This window comes from Pseudomonas sp. HLT2-19-2 (assembly GCF_054898005.1).
The window spans coordinates 59,027-84,958 of the sequence record NZ_CM142712.1 but is presented as its reverse complement, the minus strand read 5'-3'; the positions used below and the strand labels follow the sequence as shown (position 1 = coordinate 84,958).

Below are 25,932 nucleotides of genomic sequence, written 5' to 3'. Positions count from 1 at the left end.
GATGAAAAAGTTTTTCAAGAAAGTCGGCGCATTCTTGCGCCAGACCTGGGTCTGGACCTTGCTGGTGGTGCTGTTTGTCGCGCTGCTGGTGTGGTTCGTCGGGCCGCTACTGGCGGTCAATGACTACAAGTTCTGGGAAGGTTCGACCTCCCGCCTGCTGACCATCAGTGTGCTGTTCCTGATCTGGGGCCTGACCATGGTCTTCGTCAGCTGGCGCGCTGGCGTACGCAAGAAAGCCATCGAAGACACTGAAGACGGCAAGGATCGTATCCGCCGTGAAGAGCTGATCGACGACGAGCAGAAAGAGCTTCGCGTGCGCTTCAAGGATGCGTTGAAAACCCTGAAGACCTCGAGCCTGTATCGCGGTCGCAGCGAACGCTGGCGCAGTGATTTGCCCTGGTACTTGCTGATCGGTCCTCAGGGCAGCGGCAAGACCAGCCTGCTGGACTTCTCGGGCCTTGAGTTTCCGATCAACAAGATCGACCGCAAGCTGACCCGCGACACCCTCGGCACCCGTCATTGCGATTGGTACTTCGCTGACCACGGCGTACTGATCGACACCGCTGGCCGCTACCTTACCCAGTCGGATGCCGAAGTCGATGGTAGCGCCTGGAACACCTTGCTCGACCTGCTGCGCAAGCGTCGCCGCAACCGCCCGTTGAACGGCGTGCTGGTGACCATTCCAGTAGAAATGCTGCTGGGCAAAACCGAGCAAGACCTCGACACCCTGGCTCGCCAGGTGCGTGCGCGTCTGCAAGACGTGCATCAAAAACTCCACGTCGATGTGCCGGTTTATCTGGTGTTGAGCAAGGCTGACAAGCTGCTTGGTTTCGACGAGTTCTTCGATCAACTGACCCGCGAAGAAAGCGATCAGGTGCTCGGCACCAGCTTCCGCAAAGAGCAGAGCGGCACCGATGTAGCCGTGTTGCGTAGCGAGTTCGAAGAGCTGCTACGTCGCCTGAACAGCCAAGTCATCATGCGCATGCACCAGGAGCGCGACACCCAGCGCCGTGGCCGCATCCTCGACTTCCCGCATCAACTGGGGCAGATCGGCGAGCGCCTGTGCCTGTTCGTCGACATGGCGTTTACCGGCAACCGCTACCAGCGTGTCAGCCAGTTGCGCGGTTTCTACCTGACCAGCGCACCGCACCTGACTCAAGAGATGGACCAGACCACCGCCAACATTGGCGCCAATCTGGGGATGAACGCCGGCATGCTGCCGACCTTGCGCAGCGGGCGTTCGCGCTTCATTCACCACTTGCTCAGCCGGGTGATTTTCCCGGAGGCCGATCTGGCCGGTCTGGACAAGCGCGAACGCAGCCGCATCCATTGGGGCCAACGCGCCTTGTACGTCGGCGCTTTGGCGGCACTGGCGCTGTTCGGCATGCTGTGGGCGGGCGGATTCTCGGCCAACTACGAGCGTCTGGAAAACCTGCGTAACCTGGCACAAAACTGGACTCAACAGCGCTCGGCCCTGACCGCGCGTGATGACTCCATGGCGGTGCTAAAGACCCTCGACACCCGCTTCGCGGCGACTCAGGTCTTCCCGAAAAAAGGTGACGTGTCGTACCACGAGCGTGGCGGTCTGTACCAAGGTGAAGACGTCAATCCAGTGGTTAAGGACGCCTACGAGCATGAGCTTCAAGCGCAACTGCTGCCAAGGGTCGCGACGCTGCTGGAAGGGCAGATCCGCGCCAACATGAAGGACCGCGAACGCCTGCTCAACAGCCTGCGTGCGTACCTGATGCTGAACATGAAGGATCGCCGCGACGGCCCGTGGCTCAAGGATTGGGTCGCCACTGAATGGTCCCAGCGTTACGCCGGCAACACCGCCGTGCAGAACGGTTTGAACACGCACTTCGAGCGTTTACTCAAGCAGCCGTTTATCTACCCGCTGAACGACCAACTGGTGGCGCAAGCGCGTCAGGTGCTGCGCAGCGAGTCGCTGGCCAACGTGGTTTACCGGATGCTGCGCGAGCAGGCCCGCAACCTGCCGGAATACCGCTTGAGCCAACACATCGGCCCGCAAGCTTCTCTGTTTGTTGGCGCCGATTACGTGATTCCGGGGTTCTACACCCAACAGGGTTATCAGCAGTATTTCTCGATTCAGGGCAGTGCGCTGGTCACCGACATCCTGCGTGATAACTGGGTGCTGGGCGAAGGCGCGGGCATCAGCGGCATGGACCTTCGTCGCTTGATGGTCGAGCTGGAGCAACTGTACTTCCGCGACTACGCCAACTTCTGGAGTGAAGCGGTCGGCCAGGTTGCGTTGCCACCGATCAACGATGCGGGCGAGGGCGCCGAGCAATTGGCGGGCCTTACATCCGCCAATTCCCCAGTGCTGCAACTGCTGGTGGAAGTGCGTGAGAACACCCGTTTCCCGGCAGAAGCCGAACCGGTTGATCAAGCGGCTGATGCCGCTGCAGCGCTGGGAGAGCAGAAGGGCAAGTTGGGCAAGCTGGGCAAACTGGCGTCTGCCGCAGCGGACCAAGCCTCGGACATGGCCGCGACCAAGAACCTGCCGGACACCGCGAAGAAATCCCTGCAACGTCGCTTCGAACCGCTGCACCGTCTGCTGGATGACAACAATGGCCCGGCCGCTGATTTGACCCCGGCACTCGCGGCGCTCAACGACCTGCAACTGCAACTGGCGAGCCTGGCGCGTGCCAGTTCCCCGGATCAGGCCGCGTTCGAAATGGCCAAGACCCGCATGAGCGGCCAGCGTGATGCGCTGAGCGCCCTGCGCAATGCTTCGAATCGCCTGCCGCGTCCGGTCAGCGTGTGGTTCAACGTGTTGGCCGAAGACACCTGGCGTCTGGTGCTGAACGATTCCTACCAGTACCTGAACCAGCGTTATCAGAGCGAGCTGTACAGCTTCTATGGCAAGGCGATCAACAAGCGGTATCCGTTCAGCGCCCACAGCACCAGCGACGTTGCGATCAGCGACTTCCGCGAGTTCTTCAAGGCCCAGGGCATCAACGACCGTTTCTTCGAGACCTACATGCGTCCGTTCGTCAGTGGCGATCCGGGCAACTACCGCATGCGCAGCATCGACGGCCACAGCCTGCCGGTGTCCAAGGTCTACCTCGACCAGATGGCCGCGGCACAAGTGATTCGCCAGAGCTTCTTCTCGATCAATCCGGCCGAGCCACAAGTGCAATTCAAACTGGAGCCGTACACCCTCGACCCGGCGGTCAGCCGTTCCGAGTTCAAGTTTGGCGACAAGACCATCGAATACCGTCACGGCCCGATTGTGCCGGTGTCGTTCAAATGGCCGACCGATGCTGAAGACGGTCGCACCAGCCTGGTCCTCGACAAAATGGCCGGCCGCCCGATCGGCATCGAAAAGAACACCGGCCCTTGGTCGCTGTTCCGTCTGTTCGACCTGATGCAGACCGAGTACCTGAGCGGTCGCGATGTGCTGGTATTGAAAGCTGACGTAGGCGGCCTGCGCGCCAACTACTTGCTGTCGAGCCAGCGCACGCCGAACCCGTTCGACATGGGCGTGCTGCGCACCTTCCGTATGCCGGTGCAGCTCTGATGCTGGTTGCCAGTCCCTGGCGCAGCGCTGCGCGTACCGATCCGGGCAAGGTTCGGGCGCGCAACGAAGATGCTTTTCTGGACTGTCCACAGCAGGGGCTGTGGGTGGTCGCGGACGGCATGGGCGGTCATCAGGGTGGCGACATTGCCAGCCAGTTGATCGTCGCCAGCCTGGCGGAATTGCCGGTGCAGGACGATTTCGACGAACGACTCAAAGGCATACGCCAGTGCCTGCACTGGCTCAACCGCCGTTTGGGTCAGGAGTTGACCGTCACGGCCGGGCGCCACGACAGCATCATGGGCAGCACCGTGGTGGCGCTGCTGGTGGAAGGTAATCGCGCGGCCTGCATCTGGGCCGGCGACAGCCGTTGCTACCTGTGGCGTGGCCAGCGTTTGTATCAGCTGTCCAAGGACCATTCGCTGCAACAGCAACTGATAGACGAGCAGCAAATGAGCGTCGAGCAAGCCAAGGCGCATCCTTCTGCCCATGCCCTGACCCGTGCGGTCGGCGCTGCCGAGCAGTTGACGCTGGATGTGCTCGAACTCGAGGTTTACCCCGGCGATGCGTTTCTGTTGTGCAGCGACGGTTTGTACCAAGGGCTCAGCAGCGATGCCTTGGGCAACGCCCTGAGCCTGACCGCGCCGCACGTAGCGCTGGAGCGTCTGTTCGACGGCGCTCTGCGTGGCTCGGCCCGGGACAACCTGACTGCCGTGGTGATCCGAAAATGACTGAACTCATGCCGCCGCTCGACGACCTGCTGGTGACCGAAGAGGAAGCCAATAACCTGACTTACTTTGCGTTCGCCAAATCACACAAGGCTGAACCCGCGCTGGCGCCGACCAAGGCCAGCATCGGCGAAATGCCCGACGTGTTGGCAGGCCGTTACCGCATCGAGCGCCTGCTCGGTGCCGGTGGCATGGGCGCGGTTTACCGCGCACGGGACTTGCTGAGCGAGCAGTTCGGCGATCCCGACCCTTACATCGCGCTGAAAATCCTCAGCGAAGAATTTGCCGAATCGCCGGACGCCAGTGCCTTGCTCTACAGCGAGTTCGCCCTGACCCGACGCCTGCGCCACGACAACGTGCTGCGTTTGCACAGCTTTGAAGTGGACACCGACTGCCAGCGGGCCTTCATCACCATGGAACTCATGCGTGGGCTGACCCTGGACAAATTACTCTGCGAGCGGCCGCTGGGCCTGCCGTGGAAAGAACTGCGCGACATCGCGCTGCCGCTGCTCGACGCGCTGGCCTTCGCCCACGCTCGCGGCGTGCTGCACGGTGACATGAAGCCGAGCAACGTCATGCTCAGCGAAGAAGGCGTGCGCCTGTTCGACTTCGGTCTGGGCCAGGCCGAGGAGGGCATCTTGCCCGGCCTGCCACACCTGAGCCGCAACCGCTTCAACGCCTGGACCCCCGGCTACGCCGCCCCCGAACTGCTCGAAGGCCAACCGCTGTCGGCCAGTGCGGATGTCTACGGCGTGGCCTGCGTGTTGTACGAATTGGCGGGCGGCAAACACCCGTTCCGCCGCTTGCCCTCGACCGAGGCCCGCGACGGGCACCTCGAACGCGAACTGCACGCACCCAGGAATCTACCGAAACACTGCTGGCCAGCCTTGCGAACGGCGCTGGCATTCAATGCGGCAGATCGAACGATCAGCGCCGCACAACTGCGTGACGTCATGGGCGCCACTTCGTCTTGGCTGCAACGCCTGCGACTTCGGGCGTAACGGATGACTACCGAACAGGGAGCAAGCAATGTTCAACCTCGCTAACGAAACCCACTTCAGCCTGACCGTTGACGGCTCTCAAGGCGATCAGGTCGGCGACCTGCAAGTGCTGTCGTTCACTGGCACCGAAGGCATCAGCCAGCCGTATCGCTTCGACCTGGAACTGGTCAGCGAAAACCCCGATCTGGACCTGGAAAAACTCCTGCACAAACAGGCATTCCTGGCGTTCGACCCACAGGGCTCCGGCATCCACGGCCAAATCTACCGCGTCGCCCAAGGCGATGCCGGCAAACGCCTGACCCGCTACAAAGTCTCGCTGGTGCCGCAACTGCAATACCTGCATCACCGCACCAACCAGCGCATTTACCAGCAGATGTCCGCGCCGAAAATCATCGCGCTGATCCTCGATGAACACGGCATCAAAGGCAACGCCTACAGCTTCCAGCTCAGCCAGCCGTGCCCGGACCGCGACTATTGCGTGCAGTACGACGAAACCGACCTGCACTTCATCCAGCGCCTGTGCGAAGAAGAAGGCATTCACTACCACTTCCAGCACAGTTCCAAAGGTCATCTTTTGGTATTCGGTGACGACCAGACCGTGTTCCCGAAACTTGGGCAGCCCACCGCTTATGTGCAAGGCAGCGGCATGGTCGCCGATGAGCCGGTGATCAAAGGCTTCAAACTGCGCCTCGAAACCCGCACCGGCCGCGTCACCCGCCGCGACTACGACTTCGAAAAACCGCGCCTGCAACTCGAATCCGCCTACAAACCCGACGGCGAAAGCACCGAGCCAGACCTCGAAGACTACGACTACCCCGGCCGCTTCCTCGACCGCGCGCGCGGCAAATTCCTCAGCCAGCGCGCCCTCGAACGCCACCGCGCCGACTACCGCCAGGCCGAAGGCCACGGCGACCAAACAAGGTTGATCAGCGGCCACTTCCTGGAAATGTCCGACCACCCGCGCACCGAGTGGAACGACCTCTGGCTGCTCACCGAAATCGTCCACGAAGGCAAACAGCCGCAAGTCCTCGAAGAGTCGGTGACCAGCGACACCACCGCCAACAAGGACGACTTCCACCAGGGCTACCGCAACCGCTTCCTCGCCACGCCGTGGGACGTGTTCTACCGCCCGGCCCTGCAACACCCGAAACCCCGCGTCCTCGGCAGCCAGACCGCCATGGTCACCGGTCCCAAAGGTGAAGAAATCCACTGCGACCAGTACGGCCGCATCAAAGTGCAATTCCACTGGGACCGCGAAGGCCTGGCCGACGACAAAACCAGCTGCTGGATGCGCGTCTCATCGAGCTGGGCCGGCGACCGCTACGGCGCCATCGCCATTCCGCGCATCGGCATGGAAGTCCTCGTCACCTTCCTCGAAGGCGACCCCGACCAGCCCGTGGTCACCGGCTGCCTGTACCACAAGGAAAACCAGGTTCCCTACGAGTTGCCGGCCAATAAAACCCGCAGCGTGTTCAAAACCCTCAGCTCACCGGGCGGCGGCGGGTACAACGAACTGCGGATTGAAGACAAGAAAGGTGCGGAGCAGATCTACATCCATGCCCAGCGGGATTGGGATGAAAACATTGAGCATGATCAGAAGATTCGCGTGGGTAACGAACGCCACGACACGGTGGAGAAGAACACCTACACCGAGTTGAAGGCGGAAGAACACCGCACCACGATTGCTGATCGCAAGGTTGAAACGCGGATGGATGACCACCTGACGATTGGGCAGAACCAGCATGTGAAGCTGGGGACTGCGCAGCTGACTAGCGTTGGGAAAGAGATACATCTGAAGGCCGGAGCGAAAATCGTCATCGAGGCCGGGATGGAGCTTACGGTTAAGGCCGGGGGGAGCTTTATCAAGCTGGATGCCGGTGGGGTGACGGTTGTTGGGCCGGTGGTGAAGATTAATGCGGGTGGTTCGGCGGGCTCGGGGACTGGGATCGGCATCAAACCGCCGGTGCTGCCGGGGGCTGCGGATAAGGATAAGGCGGGGAGTTTGATGGATCAGGCGTTGATGAATGTGAAGCAAGAAACGAAACCAGAAGTGGATTACCCGTTCTCGCTGTGACGTCAGCGTTCGATGGATTCGAAGATAGATTGAATATGGATTACTACTATGTTGATTAGCCCACCGTTTATTCCAGCAGCTGTCGCTAACGAAACCGATCAAGACTATATCAATCGAGCGATGCTTGGCGGTGAACCAGGAAACGGCGCGTTCCCGGTCAGTCACGATATGGGCTGGCACGGCGGCATTCATCTTACTGCACCTCAAGCGGGGAATGACCACTTACCTGTTCGTGCCATCGCGGATGGTATCGTTGCTTATTTTCGCCAGCCATCGACCCCAAATACTGATCCGACTGACCCGCAAAATTATCGGAATGGATGGACTGATAATGGATGCCTGATACTGAAGCATGAGACTGATATTGGTGAAGGTGCTCAAGCCAATGTAGTTTTTTATTCGATCTACATGCACTTGTCATCGATCACCCTTGCTGGTGTTAATCAGGGGGCGCGCGTATATCGAAAGGATAAATTAGGCGTCGCTGGAAGCATTTATGGCGCAGCCCACAAAATTCATTTTGAAATTATTTGTAGCCAAGATCAAATCTCTCGGTTGGTTGGGCGAAGTACAAAAGAACTTGAAGTTACACGTAATGGGAGGATTGACAGTTGCTGGGGTGATTTGCATTTTTATATTCCTCCAGAAGTATTGTTCTATGCAGAGCGCCCTGTAAATGCTACTAGTTCCAACAATAATTCAACAATTGTGTTTCGCCCCACTGAGGCGTCTTTTGTTAGTATGAATTACAATCGGGGGCAGTGCGACTTAACATCCTTTAGTGAGGCCGGTGTTCTACTGGGCAAAAGGACTGAGGAGCAAGACTACGAATACAATCTTCATAAGCATGCTTACAAGCTTTATCCGAACAGTACAAGTGCCGGCTATGAATTGCTCAGATTTGGTCGAGTATTAGGCCCCGATAACCTTCAGCCTCTTGATGCAGCGCATTGGAGACAGGTTATATACCCAGGTGGAACCGGCTGGGTAAACCTAAACTCCCCAACTGTTACGATCTACAGTGATGCCGACTTTCCTCATTGGCAAGGCTGGACGTTAATAGACGATGATACTAATGGGGATGGCCGTTGCCAGTCACATAGTGTCATGAGTCTTTTGAATATTGCTACCGTTCCAGTTACATTGGAAGAGCGAGAGGAGTGTAAGGCGATATTAAGTCAGCCGGATATGTATGGAAAGTTGCGACGGCTAATTTGCAAGTATCCTAGCGAGTGGAAAAAAGGGAATTTTTCTGAAAGATTCAATTGGCTAATTTCTGGTGATACTCCAATTGTAACAGCGGAAGTATATGAAAAACTAAAGGCTCATTATGAGTCGCTAGCTTTTTGGGAGGATGCGGCTATAGAAGGTATTGATGCCGAGCATTGGCATCTATCGCCAAAAGAATTTATTGCTACTTTCAGGCGTTGTGGCTGGTTAAGTCTCAATGAAATGAAACAGTTAATCCCTTCAGCTCATCCAGACAGCCCAACGAATGCTATTAGCAACGCTAGTGTCACATCATGGTTGACCGTAGCTGCCAGTGGGACAATGAACGCATATCGGCCTGCTGGACTGCATTTAAGCGTAAATAAGATGATGAGGAAGTATAATTTCGCTAGCGCCCCACGTATGTCAGCTCTTTTTTCACAAATGTTGACTGAAACCGACCTTATGAAAACGACGCGTGAGTACGGTAGTGCAGACTACTTTAATCGGGCTTATGACGGGCGCTGCAACGTTACAATTCAGCGAGTAGTTGTGGAGTGGGGACCAAACCCATCTAATCTCTCACCCCTTGGGAACTGTAGTCCCGGAGATGGCGGGAAGTTTATTGGGCGTGGTGTTATCCAAATGACGGGCCGCGAATTGTACTCTAAGTATGGAGCTTACCGGGGGATGGATTTTGTAAGTGGCACAAACTACCTGAATCTATCAGATGTAGCCGATCATGCCTGTGACAGTGCCGGTTATTATTGGGTGAAAGAAGCGTTAAGGGATAAGAACGCAGCAGGTACCTGGATTCTGAGGGGAACACAAAAAAACATCCACCGAGACGCTGATGTGCTTAGCTCCACCGAGCTAAGCACGACAGCGGGTGAGGCGGCAGCAGATGCAAAAATCTTAACATTGACAAGGCAAATCAATAGGGCGGCTTTTCACATAACTTGGCGTCGATCATTTTTCAAACATTCCTACTATGTATTATCTGATCTGGTAACCACTCCGCCAAGTGCATTCCGTAAGAGGATATTATGATGAGGTCACACATTTTGTGGCAGTGGTTGATTGCCTCCACTCTGGCGTCTGGAGTTGTTCATGCAGATTCGTTAGAAGCGTGTGGGGCATTTATACCTGAAATACCTGGGTTTAAAGTGACGGTGAAATCAGAGAATAATATTTGTTATGGGGAGCTGGTGTCTCTCGTAGAGTTAAGTCCGCCAATTCTTGTTGAGGAAAACACTTTTACCATTCGGCCGATCTCTTTTCAAAATGCGCTAAAAGAGTCTGGTCGCTTTAATAGAAAGGGTGGCTATATTTATAGCTACTCGGTAGATGGAGCTATTGAACAGATTTCTGAGAAAGGAATGGTGAACATTGGACGCTCAGTTGCGTTTGGGACAGCAGAGCTACGAGTTACAATGTCCCCGTTTACTCTGTGGGATTCAGAAGAAAACATTAGGAATGCTCAGGAAAAGTTTTCAATCTTGAAGTCAGGTTTAAAGTTTAGTTGTTTTTATGGTCTCGTTGGCGTGGGTCGCTCGACAGCGACGCTGTCTGCGTGTGTACCGAAGTCTTCTAATAAAATGGATCCTACCATTGACGATATAAAAACGGCTTTTGATAAAATAAAGCCTTTACGTGGATAAAGTTGGTTGCGGTGGGGGCGTAAGGCTGGGCTTATCTAACAATAACCAAGCAAATTTTCCTTGCTAGGAAAGTGGCAGGTTTATTTATAGGCTAGGATAGCAATCGTAAATGAAATCTGTCCGATTTTTCTCGCTTTTTCTCTATGGAAAGAATGATTGCAGAGATGTCTGGATGGAGAAGCAAAGTAAGGGATCCATGAACCCCACATTCCAAGCGGATAGCTGACGGCTGATGCTGTGCTCCCGATTTCCATGAGGAGCCCATCACCATGATGCGTCCCAATGCCAGCGTTGAAAAAGTGTACCTCTATCCAAAGCCGGTAGACTTTCGAAAGTCCATCGATGGCCTGGCTGCGCTGGTCGAACTGGATATCAAGGTCGCGGTGTTTGACCCCGTGCTCTTTGTTTTCCTGAATCGCCACCGTAACCGCGTCAAAGTGTTGTACTGGGAGCGCAACGGCTTCTGCCTTTGGCTCAAGCGCCTGGAGTCCGAGCGTTTTAAAATTTCACCTGATGTGGTGGACGAGGCTATCGTGCTGACCGTTCAGGAACTGAACTGGCTACTGGATGGATTTGATCTCTGGCGCAACCGTCCTCACAAGGTTTTAACGCCAAGATTCGTCGCTTGACGGGTATAATCCGGGCATGAATTTGATGCCCGAAGACCTCCCTGATGACCCTATTCTGCTCAAGCAAATGTTGCTTGAGGCACTCAGCCGTCAGCAGGCAACGGCTGAGGCATACCAGACTCATATCGTCGATCTAAAAGAACAGATCAAGTTGCTGCGCGACCGTTTATTCGGACGTAAATCCGAGCAGACCGTTGAACCCAACACGCCTCAACTCGCGTTATTCAACGAGCCCGAAAGCGAGCCGATGCCTTCAGTCGGCGACGCTGACGAAGAAGTGGTTGCTCCGACGCCACGTCGTGGCAAACGCAAGCCACTGTCGGCTGATCTGCCGCGCATCGAAGTCATCCACGAACTGCCAGAACATGAACTGACCTGTGCCTGCGGTTGCCGCAAGCATGTGATCAGTGAAGAAACCAGCGAACAGCTGGACATCGTGCCGATGCAGATCCGAGTGATCAAACACATCCGCAAAGTCTACGGCTGCCGTGGTTGTGAAACGGCTCCGGTCACTGCTGATAAACCTGCTCAGTTGATCGAAAAGAGCATGGCCAGTCCGAGCGTACTGGCGATGCTGCTGACCACCAAGTATGTCGATGGCTTACCGCTGCATCGTTTCGAAACGGTGCTGAGCCGACACGGTATCGATATCCCGCGTCAGACTCTCGCTCGCTGGGTTATCCAGTGCGGAGAGCACTTACAACCGTTGCTGAATTTAATGCGCGACCGATTGCTGGAAAGCCCGGTCATCCACTGTGATGAAACCCGCGTCCAGGTACTTAAGGAACCGGATCGAGACCCTACCTGCCAATCCTGGATGTGGGTGCAGGCCAGCGGGCCGCCAGACCGAAAAGTCGTGCTGTTCGACTACACGTCCAGCCGTGCGCAGGACGTGCCGTTGCGCCTGCTGGAAAGTTATCGCGGCTACGTGATGACTGATGATTACGCGGGTTATAACGCATTGGCGTTGCAACCGGGTGTGGAGCGGCTGGCGTGCATGGCCCATGCACGGCGCAAGTTCGTCGATGCGCAAAAAGTGCAGCCCAAGGGCAAGACGGGACGTGCCGATATCGCGCTGACGATGATCAACAAGCTGTACGGCATCGAGCGTGAACTCAAGGATGCCAGTGATGAGCAGCGTTTTATTGGCCGTCAGGAAAAGAGCCTGCCGATCCTGGCTCAGTTGAAAAGCTGGCTGGATAAAACGCAGTCGCAGGTGACGCCGCAAAGTGCGCTTGGCAAGGCCGTTAATTATCTGGCCAGCAACTGGAGCCGTCTGGAGCGTTACGTGGAGGCCGGATTTTTACCGATCGACAACAATCCGGCGGAGCGTGCAATAAAACCGTTTGTGATCGGGCGCAAGGCATGGCTGTTCAGCGATACGCCCAAAGGCGCGACTGCCAGCGCCCAGATCTACAGCCTGGTCGAAACCGCGAAGGTCAACGGCCAAGAGCCCTATACGTGGCTGCGCCACGTACTGGAGCGGCTGCCGCATGCGGAGTCGGTGGCCGATTACGAAGCGCTACTGCCATGGAACTGCTCACCGGAAATGCCACGGTAAACGGGCAGCGCATCTGACGGTAGGTGTGGTTCATGGATCGGATACGAAGCAAACCGTGAAATGGTATTGGACTTTACCGCTCCTATGTCTCGCTGGATGCGATAGCGCCAAAAATGAAAGTGCCAAAAAAATGGAAAATGAAACGATTAACATGAGTGTCGAGTTAGGTAGCCCTGTCGAGACCCAATTGAAGAACGGCCCATTGGAATTCACCGCAGATTGTTTGGATGCGGTAAACATGTGCTGGTATGAAATCAGGCGCGGAGGTAAGGATCAATCGCTGATGAACGTAACCGTCACTCAGCCAGACAGTACTCTCGAAATAAAACAAGTGGTAGGCCTAAATGTTGTCGTAGATGGCGATGTAACTCAGGATGTTGATGAGGTTGTGATGACTCTCCGAGGATTGCCAGATAATAGTTCTCATGAAGAAAATAAGAAGCTTGTATACAAGTTGATATCTGACCTCAAAGCCGGTGGCTGGAGGAAATATTATTTTCCTTCCGATCCTCGCATTTTCAGCTCGGAGTTAAATAAATTTGACTGGAAGGATGATGTTTTTGGCGGAACGCCATTAAGCCATCCGTTGTTTGATCCTGATCAGGAAATGAGTTTGGACGACTGGCTGGCGGGTGATGGGTTTTATGATTGGTATTTGTACAGTGGTCAATACATTAGTCATATCAAAGTACAAAAGAAGAAATTCCGCCACTGATCCATCCCGGACAGGTGTATACCTTGTAAAAATCGAGTTCAAGTCTCTGGATAATTTCTGGAGGACGGACTTCGAGGAGACAGTTCGACCTAGATGGAAAGAGTTATTTCCAGCTCATTTGCAACAGCTCCTCCAACGACGTTCGGAAACAGAAAATCGAGCTCAAGCCGCTGGGGTGAAGATAGATGAAAGCTACAAAGCGCCGAGTATGGAGCAAGTCAGATAGGTGAGATAAGAGGATGGATTTATTTCGAAAGTAAATCCATCCCCTTACTGCTGTTATGTTTTAACTTGTTGCACTTTCATCTCTAACTCATCCAGACGATCCAAAGCTCGTTCCACCAAAAGTTGTACTCCATCCGCCATCCTGCTCAGCGCCAAGGCTACGGATCGCCGAGTGCCTTCCACATCGTCTGCCAGATCGGCGGCGATGGCGCTTATGGACAGCAGGTCTTCGGAGGCGTTGGCCAACAGAGCTTCAGTGTCGATATCGGGGGAGACGGTGAAGAGATTGCCTTTACGACGTTTGACTGGTTTTTCGTTGGCCGGGGGGAAGTAATGGGCGAAAGCGCGGTCAGCAGCTTCTTTATTGAGTTTTTCGGTGTCGAGGAATTCTTCAGTAGAGGTGCCAGATTTGTCTGGCGGATTGGGCGTGACCTTGAACATGTATGTATCTCCATCTGTATTTTGGGAGCCACCACCGTTCGCTTGCACGCGAATAAGGTGGCAACTGTGCGCAGGTGTGCAAGACCGGGCAGACAGACCCCGGCAGATCGCTCTCGAAAGAAAGATCTCCCACGCACAGCCGCCATAAACAGGTGCCACGAGCAGGAATCTGCTCGACCAGCGACCAATGACGTTGTGCGTCGTCTTTTACCCGGACTTGCACGTCCGTGTCACCGTTTTTTGCGGTGACAAGTAAAGGTTAGCGGTGAAAGTGAGGGGCGAATAGTTCATGAACAGCCCCACGTCTTGCAGGAAATGTCCGATAAACATGACATCCCTGTAGGGGCAAAATCAAAAGGCCGTGATTCCGTTTAAATAGTTGCGGCATGTAATAGATCGGTCTGACAGCGACGACCTATCGGCGTAACGGATGACTACCGAACAGGGAGCAAGCAATGTTCAACCTCGCTAACGAAACCCACTTCAGCCTGACCGTTGACGGCTCTCAAGGCGATCAGGTCGGCGACCTGCAAGTGCTGTCGTTCACCGGCACCGAAGGCATCAGCCAGCCGTATCGCTTCGACCTGGAACTGGTCAGCGAAAACCCCGATCTGGACCTGGAAAAGCTCCTGCACAAACAGGCATTCCTGGCGTTCGACCCACAGGGCTCCGGCATCCACGGCCAAATCTACCGCGTCGCCCAAGGCGATGCCGGCAAACGCCTGACCCGCTACAAAGTCTCGCTGGTGCCGCAACTGCAATACCTGCATCACCGCACCAACCAGCGCATTTACCAGCAGATGTCCGCGCCGAAAATCATCGCGCTGATCCTCGATGAACACGGCATCAAAGGCAACGCCTACAGCTTCCAGCTCAGCCAGCCGTGCCCGGACCGCGACTATTGCGTGCAGTACGACGAAACCGACCTGCACTTCATCCAGCGCCTGTGCGAAGAAGAAGGCATTCACTACCACTTCCAGCACAGTTCCAAAGGTCATCTTTTGGTATTCGGTGACGACCAGACCGTGTTCCCGAAACTTGGGCAGCCCACCGCTTATGTGCAAGGCAGCGGCATGGTCGCCGATGAGCCGGTGATCAAAGGCTTCAAACTGCGCCTCGAAACCCGCACCGGCCGCGTCACCCGCCGCGACTACGACTTCGAAAAACCGCGCCTGCAACTCGAATCCGCCTACAAACCCGACGGCGAAAGCACCGAGCCAGACCTCGAAGACTACGACTACCCCGGCCGCTTCCTCGACCGCGCGCGCGGCAAATTCCTCAGCCAGCGCGCCCTCGAACGCCACCGCGCCGACTACCGCCAGGCCGAAGGCCACGGCGACCAAACAAGGTTGATCAGCGGCCACTTCCTGGAAATGTCCGACCACCCGCGCACCGAGTGGAACGACCTCTGGCTGCTCACCGAAATCTTCCACGAAGGCAAACAGCCGCAAGTCCTCGAAGAGTCGGTGACCAGCGACACCACCGCCAACAAGGACGACTTCCACCAGGGCTACCGCAACCGCTTCCTCGCCACGCCGTGGGACGTGTTCTACCGCCCGGCCCTGCAACACCCGAAACCCCGCGTCCTCGGCAGCCAGACCGCCATGGTCACCGGTCCCAAAGGTGAAGAAATCCACTGCGACCAGTACGGCCGCATCAAAGTGCAATTCCACTGGGACCGCGAAGGCCTGGCCGACGACAAAACCAGCTGCTGGATGCGCGTCTCATCGAGCTGGGCCGGCGACCGCTACGGCGCCATCGCCATTCCGCGCATCGGCATGGAAGTCCTCGTCACCTTCCTCGAAGGCGACCCCGACCAGCCCGTGGTCACCGGCTGCCTGTACCACAAGGAAAACCAGGTTCCCTACGAGTTGCCGGCCAATAAAACCCGCAGCGTGTTCAAAACCCTCAGCTCACCGGGTGGTGGTGGGTACAACGAACTTCGCATTGAAGACAAGAAAGGTGCCGAGCAGATCTACATTCATGCCCAGCGGGATTGGGATGAAAACATCGAGCACGATCAGAAGATTCGCGTGGGTAACGAACGCCACGACACGGTGGAGAAGAACACCTACACCGAGCTGAAGGCCGAAGAACACCGCACCACGATTGCTGATCGCAAGGTTGAAACGCGGATGGATGACCACCTGACGATTGGGCAGAACCAGCATGTGAAGCTGGGGACTGCGCAGCTGACTAGCGTTGGGAAAGAGATTCATCTTAAGGCTGGGGACAAGATTGTCATCGAAGCCGGGATGGAGCTGACAGTAAAAGCAGGTGGCAGCTTCATAGCTTGATGCTGGCGGGATTACCGTGGTTGGGCCGGTGATCAAAATCAACGCTGGCGGTTCGGCTGGATCGGGGACCGGGATCGGGATTAAACCGCCGGTGCTGCCGGGGGCGGCGGATAAAGATAAGGCGGGGAGTTTGATGGATCAGGCGTTGATGAATGCGCAGGAAGAACAGGTCAAACGCAAACCCAAACGAATGCTCAATTTTTCTGGTTAATCGACATAGACGGCAATCCAAGCCACCAGGGATCAGGATTTAGGTAATTGGTAATGACTGAAACAACAAGCAAAGTAGAGAAATGGTCGTATCCCCTGAAAGTAGGGACAGCAGAAGCGACGGATCCACAGCAGTTCTATAAGGCGCTGGCGAAGGCAAAAGACGGCTACTACCCATTGGGGGCCAATGGTCTTTGGCATGGCGGGGTTCATTTCGACGAAGACACTGGTTTGGTGCCGGATCTGACGGAAGTCAGATGCATCGCTGACGGTGAGGTAGTGGCCTATCGCATTGATGAGAAATACCTAACATCAGATTTTGGCTCGACGCATTCAGTTTATTCAACGGGGTTTGTGTTGGTTAAGCACCGACTTGAGGTGCCCGCACCTCCTGCACCAGCCGCTGCATCGCCGGCAGCCGGACCGAGCCTGACCTTTTTTAGCTTGTATATGCACTTGATGGATTGGGAGGGTTACAAGAGGAACCCGACGCTGAGGCCTCCTGGTTTTTGGGGGAAAGGCCTTTATAAGGTTAAGGCAAGTGCGCCAGATAAAGCTTTAGGGAAGGTCTGAAGTACCCACCGATTTTTCATGCCCTCACTACTTGAGGCTCAAAAAATCATAAGTCGGCGAAAATCAGACCTTTCTTGTCCTTAATCCACGGTTCTTTCCTCTGATTGCACTGTTTCAGGGCAATTGGCCCGCATTACAGACGCACCTCGCCCATACCCATCAACCGTTTTCGCACCATCCACAAGTTCGACAAAGCGAACAACGTTGTCTGCTGCGCGATGTTTTTCGACAAACCACGAAAGCGCACTTTCGTATAACCAAACTGGCGCTTGATCACGCGAAACGGATGCTCAACCTTGGCCCGCACCTGCGCTTTCGCGTATTCGATCTTGCGTCGCATGCGCCCGATCAGACTCTTTTTTGCGTGCTTTTTATAGCTGCTTGGCCGGGCGGCAATCGACCAGATCATCTTGCGATCCTGATGCTCGGGACGTTTGTCCACGCCGGTGTAACCGGCGTCGCCACACACGTAAGTTTCCTCACCGTGCAGCAACTGATCGACCTGCGTCACGTCCGCCACATTGGCCGCCGTGCCCACCAGGCTATGCACCAAGCCGGATTCGGCATCGACGCCGATGTGCGCTTTCATACCAAAAAAGTACTGATTCCCTTTCTTGGTTTGGTGCATTTCTGGATCGCGTTTACTGTCCTTGTTCTTGGTCGAACTCGGCGCGTGAATGATCGTCGCATCGACCACCGTGCCGTGACGCAACAGCAGGCCACGGTCGCCCAGATAGCCATTGATGACCTGCAAAATCGCGCCTGCCAACTCATGTTTTTCCAACAAGCGGCGGAAGTTGAGGATCGTGGTTTCATCGGGAATCCGATCCAGATTCAAGCCCGCGAACTGGCGCAGAATCGTCGTTTCATACAGTGATTCTTCCATCGCCGGATCGCTGTAGCCGAACCAGTTCTGCATCAAATGAACGCGCAACATGGCCATCAACGGATACGCCGGACGGCCCCCTTCGCCCTTTGGATAATGCGGCTCGATCAAAGTAACCAAGCCCTTCCAGGGCACGACCTGATCCATCTCGTTCAGGAAGCGCTCGCGGCGGGTCTGCTTACGTTTGCCGGCGTACTCGGCATCGGCGAAGGACATCTGTTTCATCGGGACTCAACCGTCGTGTTCGTGTCAGGCGGGTATTTCACCAGATTTGGAAGTCTTCTTCAGAGTTTCCTTAGGCATCCGGGTTCGAAGCGGTAATTCTGGGCAGCACCCAGTTCTAGCAGTTTTGCCGCGTGGGACAACTGTGGTGACGCAGCCTGCGCCAGCCACTCAAAATTGGGTCAGAATTGTCAGCGTCACCCCTGAAGTTTCTGGCTTAACCGCTGATACGGGTTGGGTATTCAAAGGACAACTAAAAGATCTGGGAGGGGGTAAATACTTCGTAGGTAATGACGCCCCAGATCCGTTACCGGGTGGTGCGCAACACGGTGCAAACGTACGCAATGCCCAAACAAACGGGCTGCCTCTTAGCCATCTCCCACCGGGAACACAAATAAGGCTCGGTGAAGAACCGACGCCTAATCAATTTTGCAAGCTGATAGAGATCGTAAGTGGTCAGTCGAACCCTGCCCTAACACCGGATGCAGATGGAAAATTACCCGGTTTCGTTTGGTCGAATTCACTTGAGCCTATGAGTGAGCCGCATAGTCCACTGGGAAGCGTCATCTCCTTAACCCCGTCTTTCAAGATCAAAGCAGGCGAGATTCTGGGGCATGTTGGCAAGTATCAGAACCATTCGGATGCGGCCCCGAAGAATTTGCTGCATCTGGAAGTTTTCAGCTGTGAAGACGTGAAGGAATTCACCGGGCAGAGTAAACCCAAGGCTATCAGCTTGCCTGCTACCGAAAAGACGCTGGTCAAGATTCCAAAACGCTCAAGGTTGATTACTCATGCGCAAGGTATGAGCGTGACGAATCCACCGAAAGCTGCCGATCCTAGTAACGAGGTGGGGTATGACTTCTTCATTCCTGTGGGCGTACTTGAAGGGCTGCCGGCTGAGAAGAAGATCAAAGAGTCTGTTGTCATGGGGGGCACGACTACGACCACTTATTGGTGGCGTTTAGACGGCCTGCTGGGAGATGAGCACGGCAATGGCATCGACGGTTGGTTTGCGGAGCCGGATACTACTCTGTCGCGTCATTCACCATTTGAGTGGGAAGGCTTCACTTTCATCGACGAAACCGTTAGTAATGTCGATCATTTAGCCGCGTTCCTGCACGCGCAGGAAAATCTTAATGAAGAGGAACGAGCGACTTACTTGCCTAATGTTGAAAGTGCTAACGACAGCCTTACAATGCAACAGCTATACAAAATTCTAGATAAGAGTAGCGACGCAAAAATCTCACAGGTAGAAATAAAAGAGGCCCTGAATAAGCCTTGGTTCTCCCAGCCTATGTCTCAAATGGTCACTCGCTACGAAAGTGAATGGCAATATAAAAAGAGAAGTGGGACTCCCTTGACGAGCTGATGGGGCATAGTGACTCGGATCCACATAAGGAATGGGTTGAGGAAAAGTCGAGGATTGAGCGTTTGAGCTGGTGGGATAAGCTGGTTGGACAACATGGGATAACTGGCGATATTAATGTGCAGCATATTCATCCAATGGGCTTGATTGCTAACTGTAAAGTTGTTGCGGGGGGCGGTCGCAAGGTGAAGCCTTGGTCTATAAGTACTGAAGGAATAGATTTCCTGAAGCAATACGAGTCCTTTCGTGCAAATATGTATAACGACTCGGCCGGACACGCAACTGTTGGTTATGGGCATCTTATACATCATGGCCCTATTAATGGATCAGCCAGCGAGACTCCTTTTTTGCAGGGGTTAACAGTTACTCAAGCTGAGGAGCTTTTAAAGCAAGATCTGGCTGAGTACGAGACTAGAGTGAACAATGGTGTCAATGTTGAACTGGCACAACATGAATATGATGCACTGGTGATTTTTGCGTTTAATATTGGAGGTCCAGGATTTACCGCTTCGGCGGCTCGTGCCACGATCAATCAGCTTGCTTACGGAGAAGTTGGGGAGAAGATGAAAATGTGGAATAAAGTTACTGGTCCAGGTGGAACGCACGTCGTGTCAGATGGATTAGTCAACAGGCGTGCTGAAGAAGTTGAAATTTTTGAAAATGCCGACTACGTGAGAACGCGATGAAAAATATAAATGTACTATGCTTCCTAGTATTTGCAGTTGCTTTTAATTCAGCCGGTGCTACAGAGAATACACCCGTTTCCGACGTGATTTCTTCTGTGATATATCTAGGTGGAGACACATCAAAAGATACATATGGGCTAATACTCGAGGCGCAAAAAGCATGGATGGAGTCGTCTAGGAAAGACTGTGATGCACAAACCTCTGAAATTGGCTCGTCATCTTCGCGAAATGAACAATATGAAAGTTGTCTTTCCAGTCGCTATATGGAGCGCAAAAAATATCTGGCGCAGTTTTTGTGCGGTGCGAGCGTAGTGTCCGACGAGCCTTGCGATAAAGAGGGTGATTTAACCAAATTTTTGACAAGCGGCAAAGATGCTGATGCGTTTTCGAAGAGAATACGTGGATTTCTATTTGAAAATGGTCAGCTAGATAAGGCCAGAACTCTTGCAGTACTGGACTTTTTTGTAGCTGATCGTTTGGTCTCGGGGAATTACATAACAACAAGTACCGCTCCGGCATTCAATGATATTGGCTATGCGATGTCTGAGTCGGGGTCTTGGGATGGCGCTTATACTATTCTTTCAGAGGTTGAAAAAAAATCCCCTGATCGGTTGGTGTTGAAGTTGAATATTGCAGATGCGTTGTGGGAGTTGAATCAAAAAGAAAAGTCTAAAAATTATTATAAAAATTATATATTGGGTATGAGTGCAGCGGGTAAAAACAGTGCAGTCCCTGCTAGGGTTTTGCAACGTCTTGCAGATAAGTGAGCTTGGTTTTTATTAAAGGCGGACTTGCTTTAATTGATCGGGCCGAAAAGTGGGTAGATTTATTTGTGAACGAATCCAGGCCCGCACCCGAAGCCAACAATAAATAGATCTGGTTATATGGCTACACGCCCAGGGCAAATAGCACCTAAAGCTGCTGGAATGGATAATGGGGTCGCCAATTCAGCGAATGGAGGAATGGCGGGGGATGGTGACAGATTTCACGGTCGTGGCTTCCTACAAATTACGGGAAGAAAAAACTACAAAAGCTATGAGAGATATAGAGGGAAGGACTTCACAACAGATCCTCATCCAGCTCTTCTCGCGACAGATGATTACAATGCGTGTGATGCATCTGGTTTTTTTTGGGTGAGAGAGAAAATAAGTAAACATGCGGACGTAGGATCTACCTCCGCTGTAGCGACGGTAGTTGGTTCGGTAATTAATAGAGGGAGTCCCGTTAAAACTCCTGATCATAATGCTGAAAGGCAGGATGCACTTGTGCCTATATGGGATGTGCTCAATGAAAAAGTATAAAAGTATTCTTTCTGTGATTGGATTCATCTGTGCTGCTTCTCTTGTGGCGTCAGTATTTGCTGGGGAATCGCAATGCCAACTTAACCTGTCGCAGTCGAAGTTAGAAGTTTCTAGCTGCGTCCAAGATGGCGGTATAGATATATTGAAGTTGGCGCCACGTGGCCAGCCTTCTTATAAGACAAACCTCGAAAATCTTCCGACTTTTATCGTGAGTGGAAATAATTTAGATGCTGTTTTGAAGTTGCTGGGGAGTGGAGAAGAGTCTTACAATAATTTAATTAAGTTGCCAAATCCGGAACAGATTCTTAATGCTGTTGATGCGTCCAGTGCAGCCAGGTCAAAGATGATGCAAGAAAACTGGAAGCTGGTGAGTATGAAGGATGTTGTATATGAAGGTCCGGGTGGCAGCGAAGGTCCGGGAGTTGTTTGTAGTACGGTTGAAAGGAAGACAAAAGAGGGGTATGTAGTTGTCTCTCAATGCAATGGTTTTTATGAGGATGATATTTCGGAGTTTAAACGGTTGCTTGGTTTGATCGATGAAAGAAGCAAATAATCATCGGTTGGGGAAAGCAATGCGAAAGGAGATGGATTTATTTGTTAATTTAATTTTCAGTTTGTTGCTATATTTTCCTATTGCTAATGCTGCCACTGTGGATGTTTGTGATACGGAAGGAGGTGCGAAACACTTCATCTCTCGGTGGTCCGAAGACGGAGATAAAATCGACACTCTTTCAAGAGTGAGTGGCGATAAATTTTCCGTTCAGGAAGGGAAGGTAGTCGAAAACGTTGACCTGAACGGTGATGGAGTCAATGACTATATTTTCACTTCTTATGGCAGCGAGGGGTCCAGTAAAGATAAAACCTTTGGGGTTTTAGTTCAGTGCAAAGGTTATCTTAAATTCGTTGGCGGGGACTATTTCGCCAAGGTGGAGGTTTTGGATAAGGCTCCTAAAATAAATAGTGGATTTAAAGATATACAAGTGTATTCCTACCAGAGAGATGGTGATGGGAATATCCGTTACAAAGGAAAGGAAGCGCTAACCACTCCTCATGTATGGAGCTTTAATCCAGAAACTAAAAAATATGTGTCAGTACCGATGCAAAACTGACCCACCCTACCGGTTGAAAACTGACCCACTTGGGCAAAATGCAGCTTTTGCGAGCTGCCCATGCTGTCCCAGGAGCAACACGTGGAAATCAGTGTTCTTATTCGTCAGGGTTTGTCTATTCGGGCCATCGCCCGGCAGATGGGCTGCTCTCGCAATACCATTCGACGCCACCTCAAATTACAGGCCCAGCGCCAGCCCGTCGTCTATGGCCCGCGCGCGCAGCGCGTGGGCAAGCTTGTGCCTTTCGAGGCCTATCTGCGCCAGCGCGTAGAAGCCGCTCGACCACATTGGATTCCCGCCATCGTGCTGTTGAGGGAAATCCGCGAACAGGGTTACGAAGGCGGATACTCAATCCTCACCAGCTTTCTGCTGACCTTGAAATCCAAGGCAAACGAAGCCGTCGTGCGCTTTGAAACAGAGCCCGGCGAACAGATGCAGGTGGACTTCACCGTCATTCGGCGTGGCCGCGATCCGTTGTTGGCATTCGTTGCAACGTTGGGCTGGAGCCGTGCGACCTACGTCGTTTTCTCCCGTCGCGAAGACTCCGCAGCTTGGTGTTCCGGTATCGAAAAGGCGCTGCGTTTCTTCGGCGGTACGCCGCGAAAGCTACTCTTCGACAACGCCAAAACCATAATCCAGGAACGCGATGTTTATGGCCCCGGTCAGCACCGCTGGAATCCCGCGCTATTGAATTTGGCAGAGCGCTACGGCTTCACACCGAAAGTCTGCCGGCCGTATCGGGCGCAGACCAAGGGTAAGGTCGAGCGCTTCAACCACTACCTGAAAAACAGCTTCGCAGTGCCACTGGCCGCGTCACTAAACCAGGTCAACTTGCTGTTGGACGTTGAAGTCGCGAACAGCAAGATCGGCCCTTGGTTGATGGAGGTCGCCAACGCCCGAACACATGCGACGACGGGCGAAATACCGCAACACCGACTGGATACCGAAGTGCACCACTTGTTGCCCCTGCCCCAGATCCAAGGGGTTGCGAGCAGCATGATTTCGGTCGCCCAACCCATGCCGGTGGAAAGCTTGCAGCATCCGCTCTCGGTCTATCAGGCACTGCTTGAGGTACGTCCATGAACCTTCAACATCTGCGCATCGAGTCTCTTTGCCAACAGTTCAAGCTGGACACTTTTGCGACGGACTGGCCGGCACTGGCCCAGCAAGCGGCCGAAAAAGAAACGAGCTATGCCGACTTCCTGGAACAGCTTCTGCTGAGCGAGGATCGCGCTCGAAACGAGCGGCGGCGGCAAGCGCTGCTGCAACAGTCCGGGCTGCCGGCGGTAAAAACGGTTGAACAATACGACTTCAAATTCGCCAGCGGCGCGCCGCAAAGCCAGATCCTGGAACTGGCCGGGCTGGCCTTCATCGAGCGTAAGGAAAACGTCGTGCTGCTGGGGCCTTCGGGCGTTGGCAAAACACACTTGGCCAGCGCTCTGGCTTATCGGGCGATCATGGCAGGCATTTCGACCCGATTCATCTCCGCCGCCGACCTGACTTTGCAACTCGTCGCCGCGCACCATCAAGGGCGCCTGGCTCAGTATTTCAGTCGCGTTGTTCAACGCTCGAAACTGCTGGTGATTGATGAGATCGGCTATTTGCCGTTCGGCCGTGACGAAGCCAACTTGTTCTTCAACGTGATCGCCAAACGGTACGAACATGGCAGCTTGGTGCTGACCAGCAACTTGCCGTTCAGCCAGTGGGCAACGACCTTCGCGGACGACTCGACACTGACCGCTGCGCTGCTGGATCGGCTTCTGCACCATGCGCATATCGTCCAGGTCAGCGGACAGAGTTATCGACTCAAGGACAAGCTGAAATCAGGTCAGGTGGTGCCGAGAGAAACGGCCTCGCCACAGAAATAAACAGACCTCAAACACCGCCGGGGTGGGTCAGTTTTACTTCGGTAGGGTGGGTCAGTTTTCAACCGGTGTTGACAAATATGAAGGAAAATCTGAATGATTTGAGTGAAGGGGGCACCCATTAGCCATTTTTCAGTCAAAGCTAAAGTGAATCGGGCAGACTCATTTGTTTGGGTTGTTCCTTTCTTTATTACGTATAAATGGGGGCAGATATATTTAAGGTAGGTTAGCTATCGGTAAATAAATCTGTCCCCTTTTACTCTGTGAGGAAAAGGACACGAATGAGGTAAGGAAGAATTTCTTGTCGCTACTTAAACACGATCACCTGATCTATCCAAAAGATCTGGTTGAGTACGCTAGAAACTATACTGGATCGACAATCGTGCAGGTGGATCAATCCGGAAACAAAGCAATATGAGTTCAAATAGTTTTGGTGTAATGAAGGTAGATGCTGTATGTATCGGTCTTGTGTTATCTATCCTGGTTTCCGGTGCAGTTAGTGCGCAATCATTAAGCGCATGCGGTGTTTCAATCCCAGAAGTGCCAGGATTTAGTCTGGAGATCAGAGTTGAGAATAATATTTGTTATGGTGAGTTTGCGTCAAAGATAAAATCGAAACCAGATATTTTGACAGAAGAAAACGTTTTCATTATCGAGCCTGTTCCATTTGAAATACGTCTTAAAAATTCGGCACGATTTGACGGGAAGGGTAATTACATTTACAGCTACGGTGTAGATGATGTAATACAGCAGACCAGTGAAGAAGGAAAAGTTAGCCGTCAGCAATTTACTGCATCCGGAACTGCATCGATTCGAGTAGTAATGTCGCCTTTTATGCTATGGAATTCGGAAGAGGACATTAGCGCAGCCAGGGAAAAATTTTCGATTGCCAGTTCTGGATTGAGATTTGACTGCTTTTACGGTTTGGCGGGTGTAGGTAAATCAACTGTGACGTTTTCCGTTTGTGTTCCTCGATCAACTGATATTGCTGATCCTAAGCTTTCTGACATTAAAGCAGCTTTTCAGGCTATAAAGCTGGATGTGGCGAATGATTAGGTATTTATTTCTCTAGCTCGTCTGAACGAAAAGTGAAAAGATTTACTTGTGCGCTTTATCTGCAAATAAAGTATTCAATGCAACTCGGTGAGGTGATTAAGTGCGGTTTAAAAATCTTGTGATGCCATTGCTTGTGTTGTTATGGAATGCTCCAGCTTATGCCGAAGTAACGACTTTCAACCCAGTTAAAAAAGTCGAAGCAACTCTTGTGTTAGACGGTTCAGCTTTAACGATCGGCGTTAAAGGTGATACCCATGCCGAATCCAGGACAATCGATTTTGAGACGATTAAAGAACTACATGTTCAGATAGACGATTTTAATTTCGATGGTGTGAAGGATTTTGCTGTTTGGCAGATTGATGATGGGATGGGCACCTATACCATTCACCGGATTTTTGTGTATCAACCGGAAGCTGTTTTTTTCAAGGAAATACTTCCTGATTGTGGTGATGGCTTTGTCAATCTCCGTATAGAGAGCAGTCAGAAAGCTCTTATCAGCACTTACTGGGAAATGAATGAGGCTAAATCGTGTATGACCACATTTCCTCAACGTTAATGCAGGAAAGGGGACGCCAAGTC

General features: G+C 53.3%; 21 protein-coding genes and 2 pseudogenes. 21 read left to right on the top strand and 2 right to left on the bottom strand.

The genetic code is table 11. The features are described 5' to 3' along the window. The first annotated feature begins 1 nt into the window (after window position 1). From tssM to ACYZTU_RS00385, 9 genes are all read left to right on the top strand, one after another. A complete protein-coding gene (gene tssM / locus ACYZTU_RS00425; RefSeq protein WP_461967237.1) occupies window positions 2-3,541 on the top strand; it encodes a type VI secretion system membrane subunit TssM in 3,540 nt (1,179 codons plus the stop codon). Beyond that, window positions 3,541-4,269, top strand: a complete 729-nt coding sequence (locus ACYZTU_RS00420; RefSeq protein ID WP_461967235.1) for a PP2C family protein-serine/threonine phosphatase — start codon at window positions 3,541-3,543, stop codon at window positions 4,267-4,269. The genes tssM and ACYZTU_RS00420 overlap by 1 nt, the downstream gene beginning before the upstream one ends. After that, window positions 4,266-5,267, top strand: coding sequence for a serine/threonine-protein kinase (locus ACYZTU_RS00415; RefSeq protein ID WP_461967233.1), 1,002 nt, complete (start codon window positions 4,266-4,268; stop codon window positions 5,265-5,267). Before ACYZTU_RS00420 ends, ACYZTU_RS00415 begins: the two co-directional genes overlap by 4 nt. A gap of 28 nt (window positions 5,268-5,295) precedes the next feature. Continuing rightward, window positions 5,296-7,341: a type VI secretion system Vgr family protein gene (locus tag ACYZTU_RS00410; RefSeq protein ID WP_461967231.1), complete on the top strand. Its 2,046-nt coding sequence runs from the start codon at window positions 5,296-5,298 to the stop codon at window positions 7,339-7,341. Between the two features lie 48 nt (window positions 7,342-7,389). Beyond that, a complete protein-coding gene (locus ACYZTU_RS00405) occupies window positions 7,390-9,600 on the top strand; it encodes a hypothetical protein (protein ID WP_461967229.1) in 2,211 nt (736 codons plus the stop codon). Further along, window positions 9,597-10,211: a hypothetical protein gene (locus tag ACYZTU_RS00400; RefSeq protein WP_461967228.1), complete on the top strand. Its 615-nt coding sequence runs from the start codon at window positions 9,597-9,599 to the stop codon at window positions 10,209-10,211. Before ACYZTU_RS00405 ends, ACYZTU_RS00400 begins: the two co-directional genes overlap by 4 nt. Before the next feature lie 269 nt (window positions 10,212-10,480). After that, window positions 10,481-10,840: an IS66 family insertion sequence element accessory protein TnpB gene (gene tnpB, locus ACYZTU_RS00395; RefSeq protein ID WP_461964126.1), complete on the top strand. Its 360-nt coding sequence runs from the start codon at window positions 10,481-10,483 to the stop codon at window positions 10,838-10,840. Between the two features lie 16 nt (window positions 10,841-10,856). Continuing rightward, complete coding sequence (tnpC, locus tag ACYZTU_RS00390) at window positions 10,857-12,401, top strand: IS66 family transposase (RefSeq protein WP_461964128.1); 1,545 nt, start codon at window positions 10,857-10,859, stop codon at window positions 12,399-12,401. A 130-nt stretch (window positions 12,402-12,531) separates the two neighbouring features. Then, window positions 12,532-13,116 carry a hypothetical protein gene (locus ACYZTU_RS00385; RefSeq protein WP_461967226.1) on the top strand — a complete coding sequence of 195 codons (585 nt, stop codon included), beginning with the start codon at window positions 12,532-12,534 and terminating at the stop codon, window positions 13,114-13,116. 279 nt (window positions 13,117-13,395) lie between these two features. Here the strand turns inward: ACYZTU_RS00385 and ACYZTU_RS00380 are convergent, their stop codons facing one another. Continuing rightward, on the bottom strand, window positions 13,396-13,782 hold the full coding sequence (locus ACYZTU_RS00380; protein WP_461967224.1) for a DUF6124 family protein: 387 nt from the start codon (window positions 13,780-13,782) through the stop codon (window positions 13,396-13,398). A 455-nt stretch (window positions 13,783-14,237) separates the two neighbouring features. Here ACYZTU_RS00380 and ACYZTU_RS00375 point away from each other — a divergent pair. Both ACYZTU_RS00375 and ACYZTU_RS00370 read left to right on the top strand, forming a co-directional pair. After that, a pseudogene (locus tag ACYZTU_RS00375) lies at window positions 14,238-16,290 on the top strand (type VI secretion system Vgr family protein). Between the two features lie 53 nt (window positions 16,291-16,343). After that, window positions 16,344-16,853 (top strand): annotated as a pseudogene (locus tag ACYZTU_RS00370) (hypothetical protein); the annotation flags it as partial. Window positions 16,854-16,995: 142 nt separating this feature from the next. On the opposite strand, the gene ACYZTU_RS00365 reads toward ACYZTU_RS00370, so the two are convergent. After that, window positions 16,996-17,973, bottom strand: coding sequence for an IS5 family transposase (locus tag ACYZTU_RS00365; protein ID WP_461964282.1), 978 nt, complete (start codon window positions 17,971-17,973; stop codon window positions 16,996-16,998). A 145-nt stretch (window positions 17,974-18,118) separates the two neighbouring features. Between ACYZTU_RS00365 and ACYZTU_RS00360 the strand changes: the two genes are divergently transcribed. The 10 genes from ACYZTU_RS00360 (at window position 18,119) to ACYZTU_RS00315 (ending at window position 25,909) form a co-directional block, all read left to right on the top strand. Further along, window positions 18,119-19,339: a hypothetical protein gene (locus ACYZTU_RS00360; RefSeq protein WP_461967222.1), complete on the top strand. Its 1,221-nt coding sequence runs from the start codon at window positions 18,119-18,121 to the stop codon at window positions 19,337-19,339. A 62-nt stretch (window positions 19,340-19,401) separates the two neighbouring features. Beyond that, window positions 19,402-20,022, top strand: coding sequence for a lysozyme (locus ACYZTU_RS00355; RefSeq protein ID WP_461967220.1), 621 nt, complete (start codon window positions 19,402-19,404; stop codon window positions 20,020-20,022). Further along, the gene (locus tag ACYZTU_RS00350) at window positions 20,019-20,789 is read left to right on the top strand and encodes a hypothetical protein (RefSeq protein ID WP_461967218.1); all 771 of its coding nucleotides are present in this window, start codon (window positions 20,019-20,021) and stop codon (window positions 20,787-20,789) included. The genes ACYZTU_RS00355 and ACYZTU_RS00350 overlap by 4 nt, the downstream gene beginning before the upstream one ends. 117 nt (window positions 20,790-20,906) lie before the next feature. After that, window positions 20,907-21,323, top strand: coding sequence for a glycoside hydrolase family 19 protein (locus ACYZTU_RS00345; protein ID WP_461967216.1), 417 nt, complete (start codon window positions 20,907-20,909; stop codon window positions 21,321-21,323). After that, a complete protein-coding gene (locus ACYZTU_RS00340; RefSeq protein ID WP_461967214.1) occupies window positions 21,310-21,876 on the top strand; it encodes a hypothetical protein in 567 nt (188 codons plus the stop codon). Before ACYZTU_RS00345 ends, ACYZTU_RS00340 begins: the two co-directional genes overlap by 14 nt. Continuing rightward, the gene (locus ACYZTU_RS00335; RefSeq protein WP_461967212.1) at window positions 21,860-22,432 is read left to right on the top strand and encodes a hypothetical protein; all 573 of its coding nucleotides are present in this window, start codon (window positions 21,860-21,862) and stop codon (window positions 22,430-22,432) included. The genes ACYZTU_RS00340 and ACYZTU_RS00335 overlap by 17 nt, the downstream gene beginning before the upstream one ends. A 60-nt stretch (window positions 22,433-22,492) precedes the next feature. Continuing rightward, window positions 22,493-23,515, top strand: coding sequence for an IS21 family transposase (istA, locus tag ACYZTU_RS00330; RefSeq protein WP_461964101.1), 1,023 nt, complete (start codon window positions 22,493-22,495; stop codon window positions 23,513-23,515). Beyond that, entirely contained in the window at window positions 23,512-24,300 is a 789-nt protein-coding gene (gene istB / locus ACYZTU_RS00325; RefSeq protein ID WP_131061594.1) for an IS21-like element helper ATPase IstB, read from the top strand. The genes istA and istB overlap by 4 nt, the downstream gene beginning before the upstream one ends. A 411-nt stretch (window positions 24,301-24,711) precedes the next feature. Next, the gene (locus ACYZTU_RS00320) at window positions 24,712-25,353 is read left to right on the top strand and encodes a hypothetical protein (RefSeq protein WP_461967210.1); all 642 of its coding nucleotides are present in this window, start codon (window positions 24,712-24,714) and stop codon (window positions 25,351-25,353) included. A 100-nt stretch (window positions 25,354-25,453) separates the two neighbouring features. Further along, on the top strand, window positions 25,454-25,909 hold the full coding sequence (locus ACYZTU_RS00315; protein ID WP_461967208.1) for an XAC2610-related protein: 456 nt from the start codon (window positions 25,454-25,456) through the stop codon (window positions 25,907-25,909). Window positions 25,910-25,932: the final 23 nt, after the last annotated feature.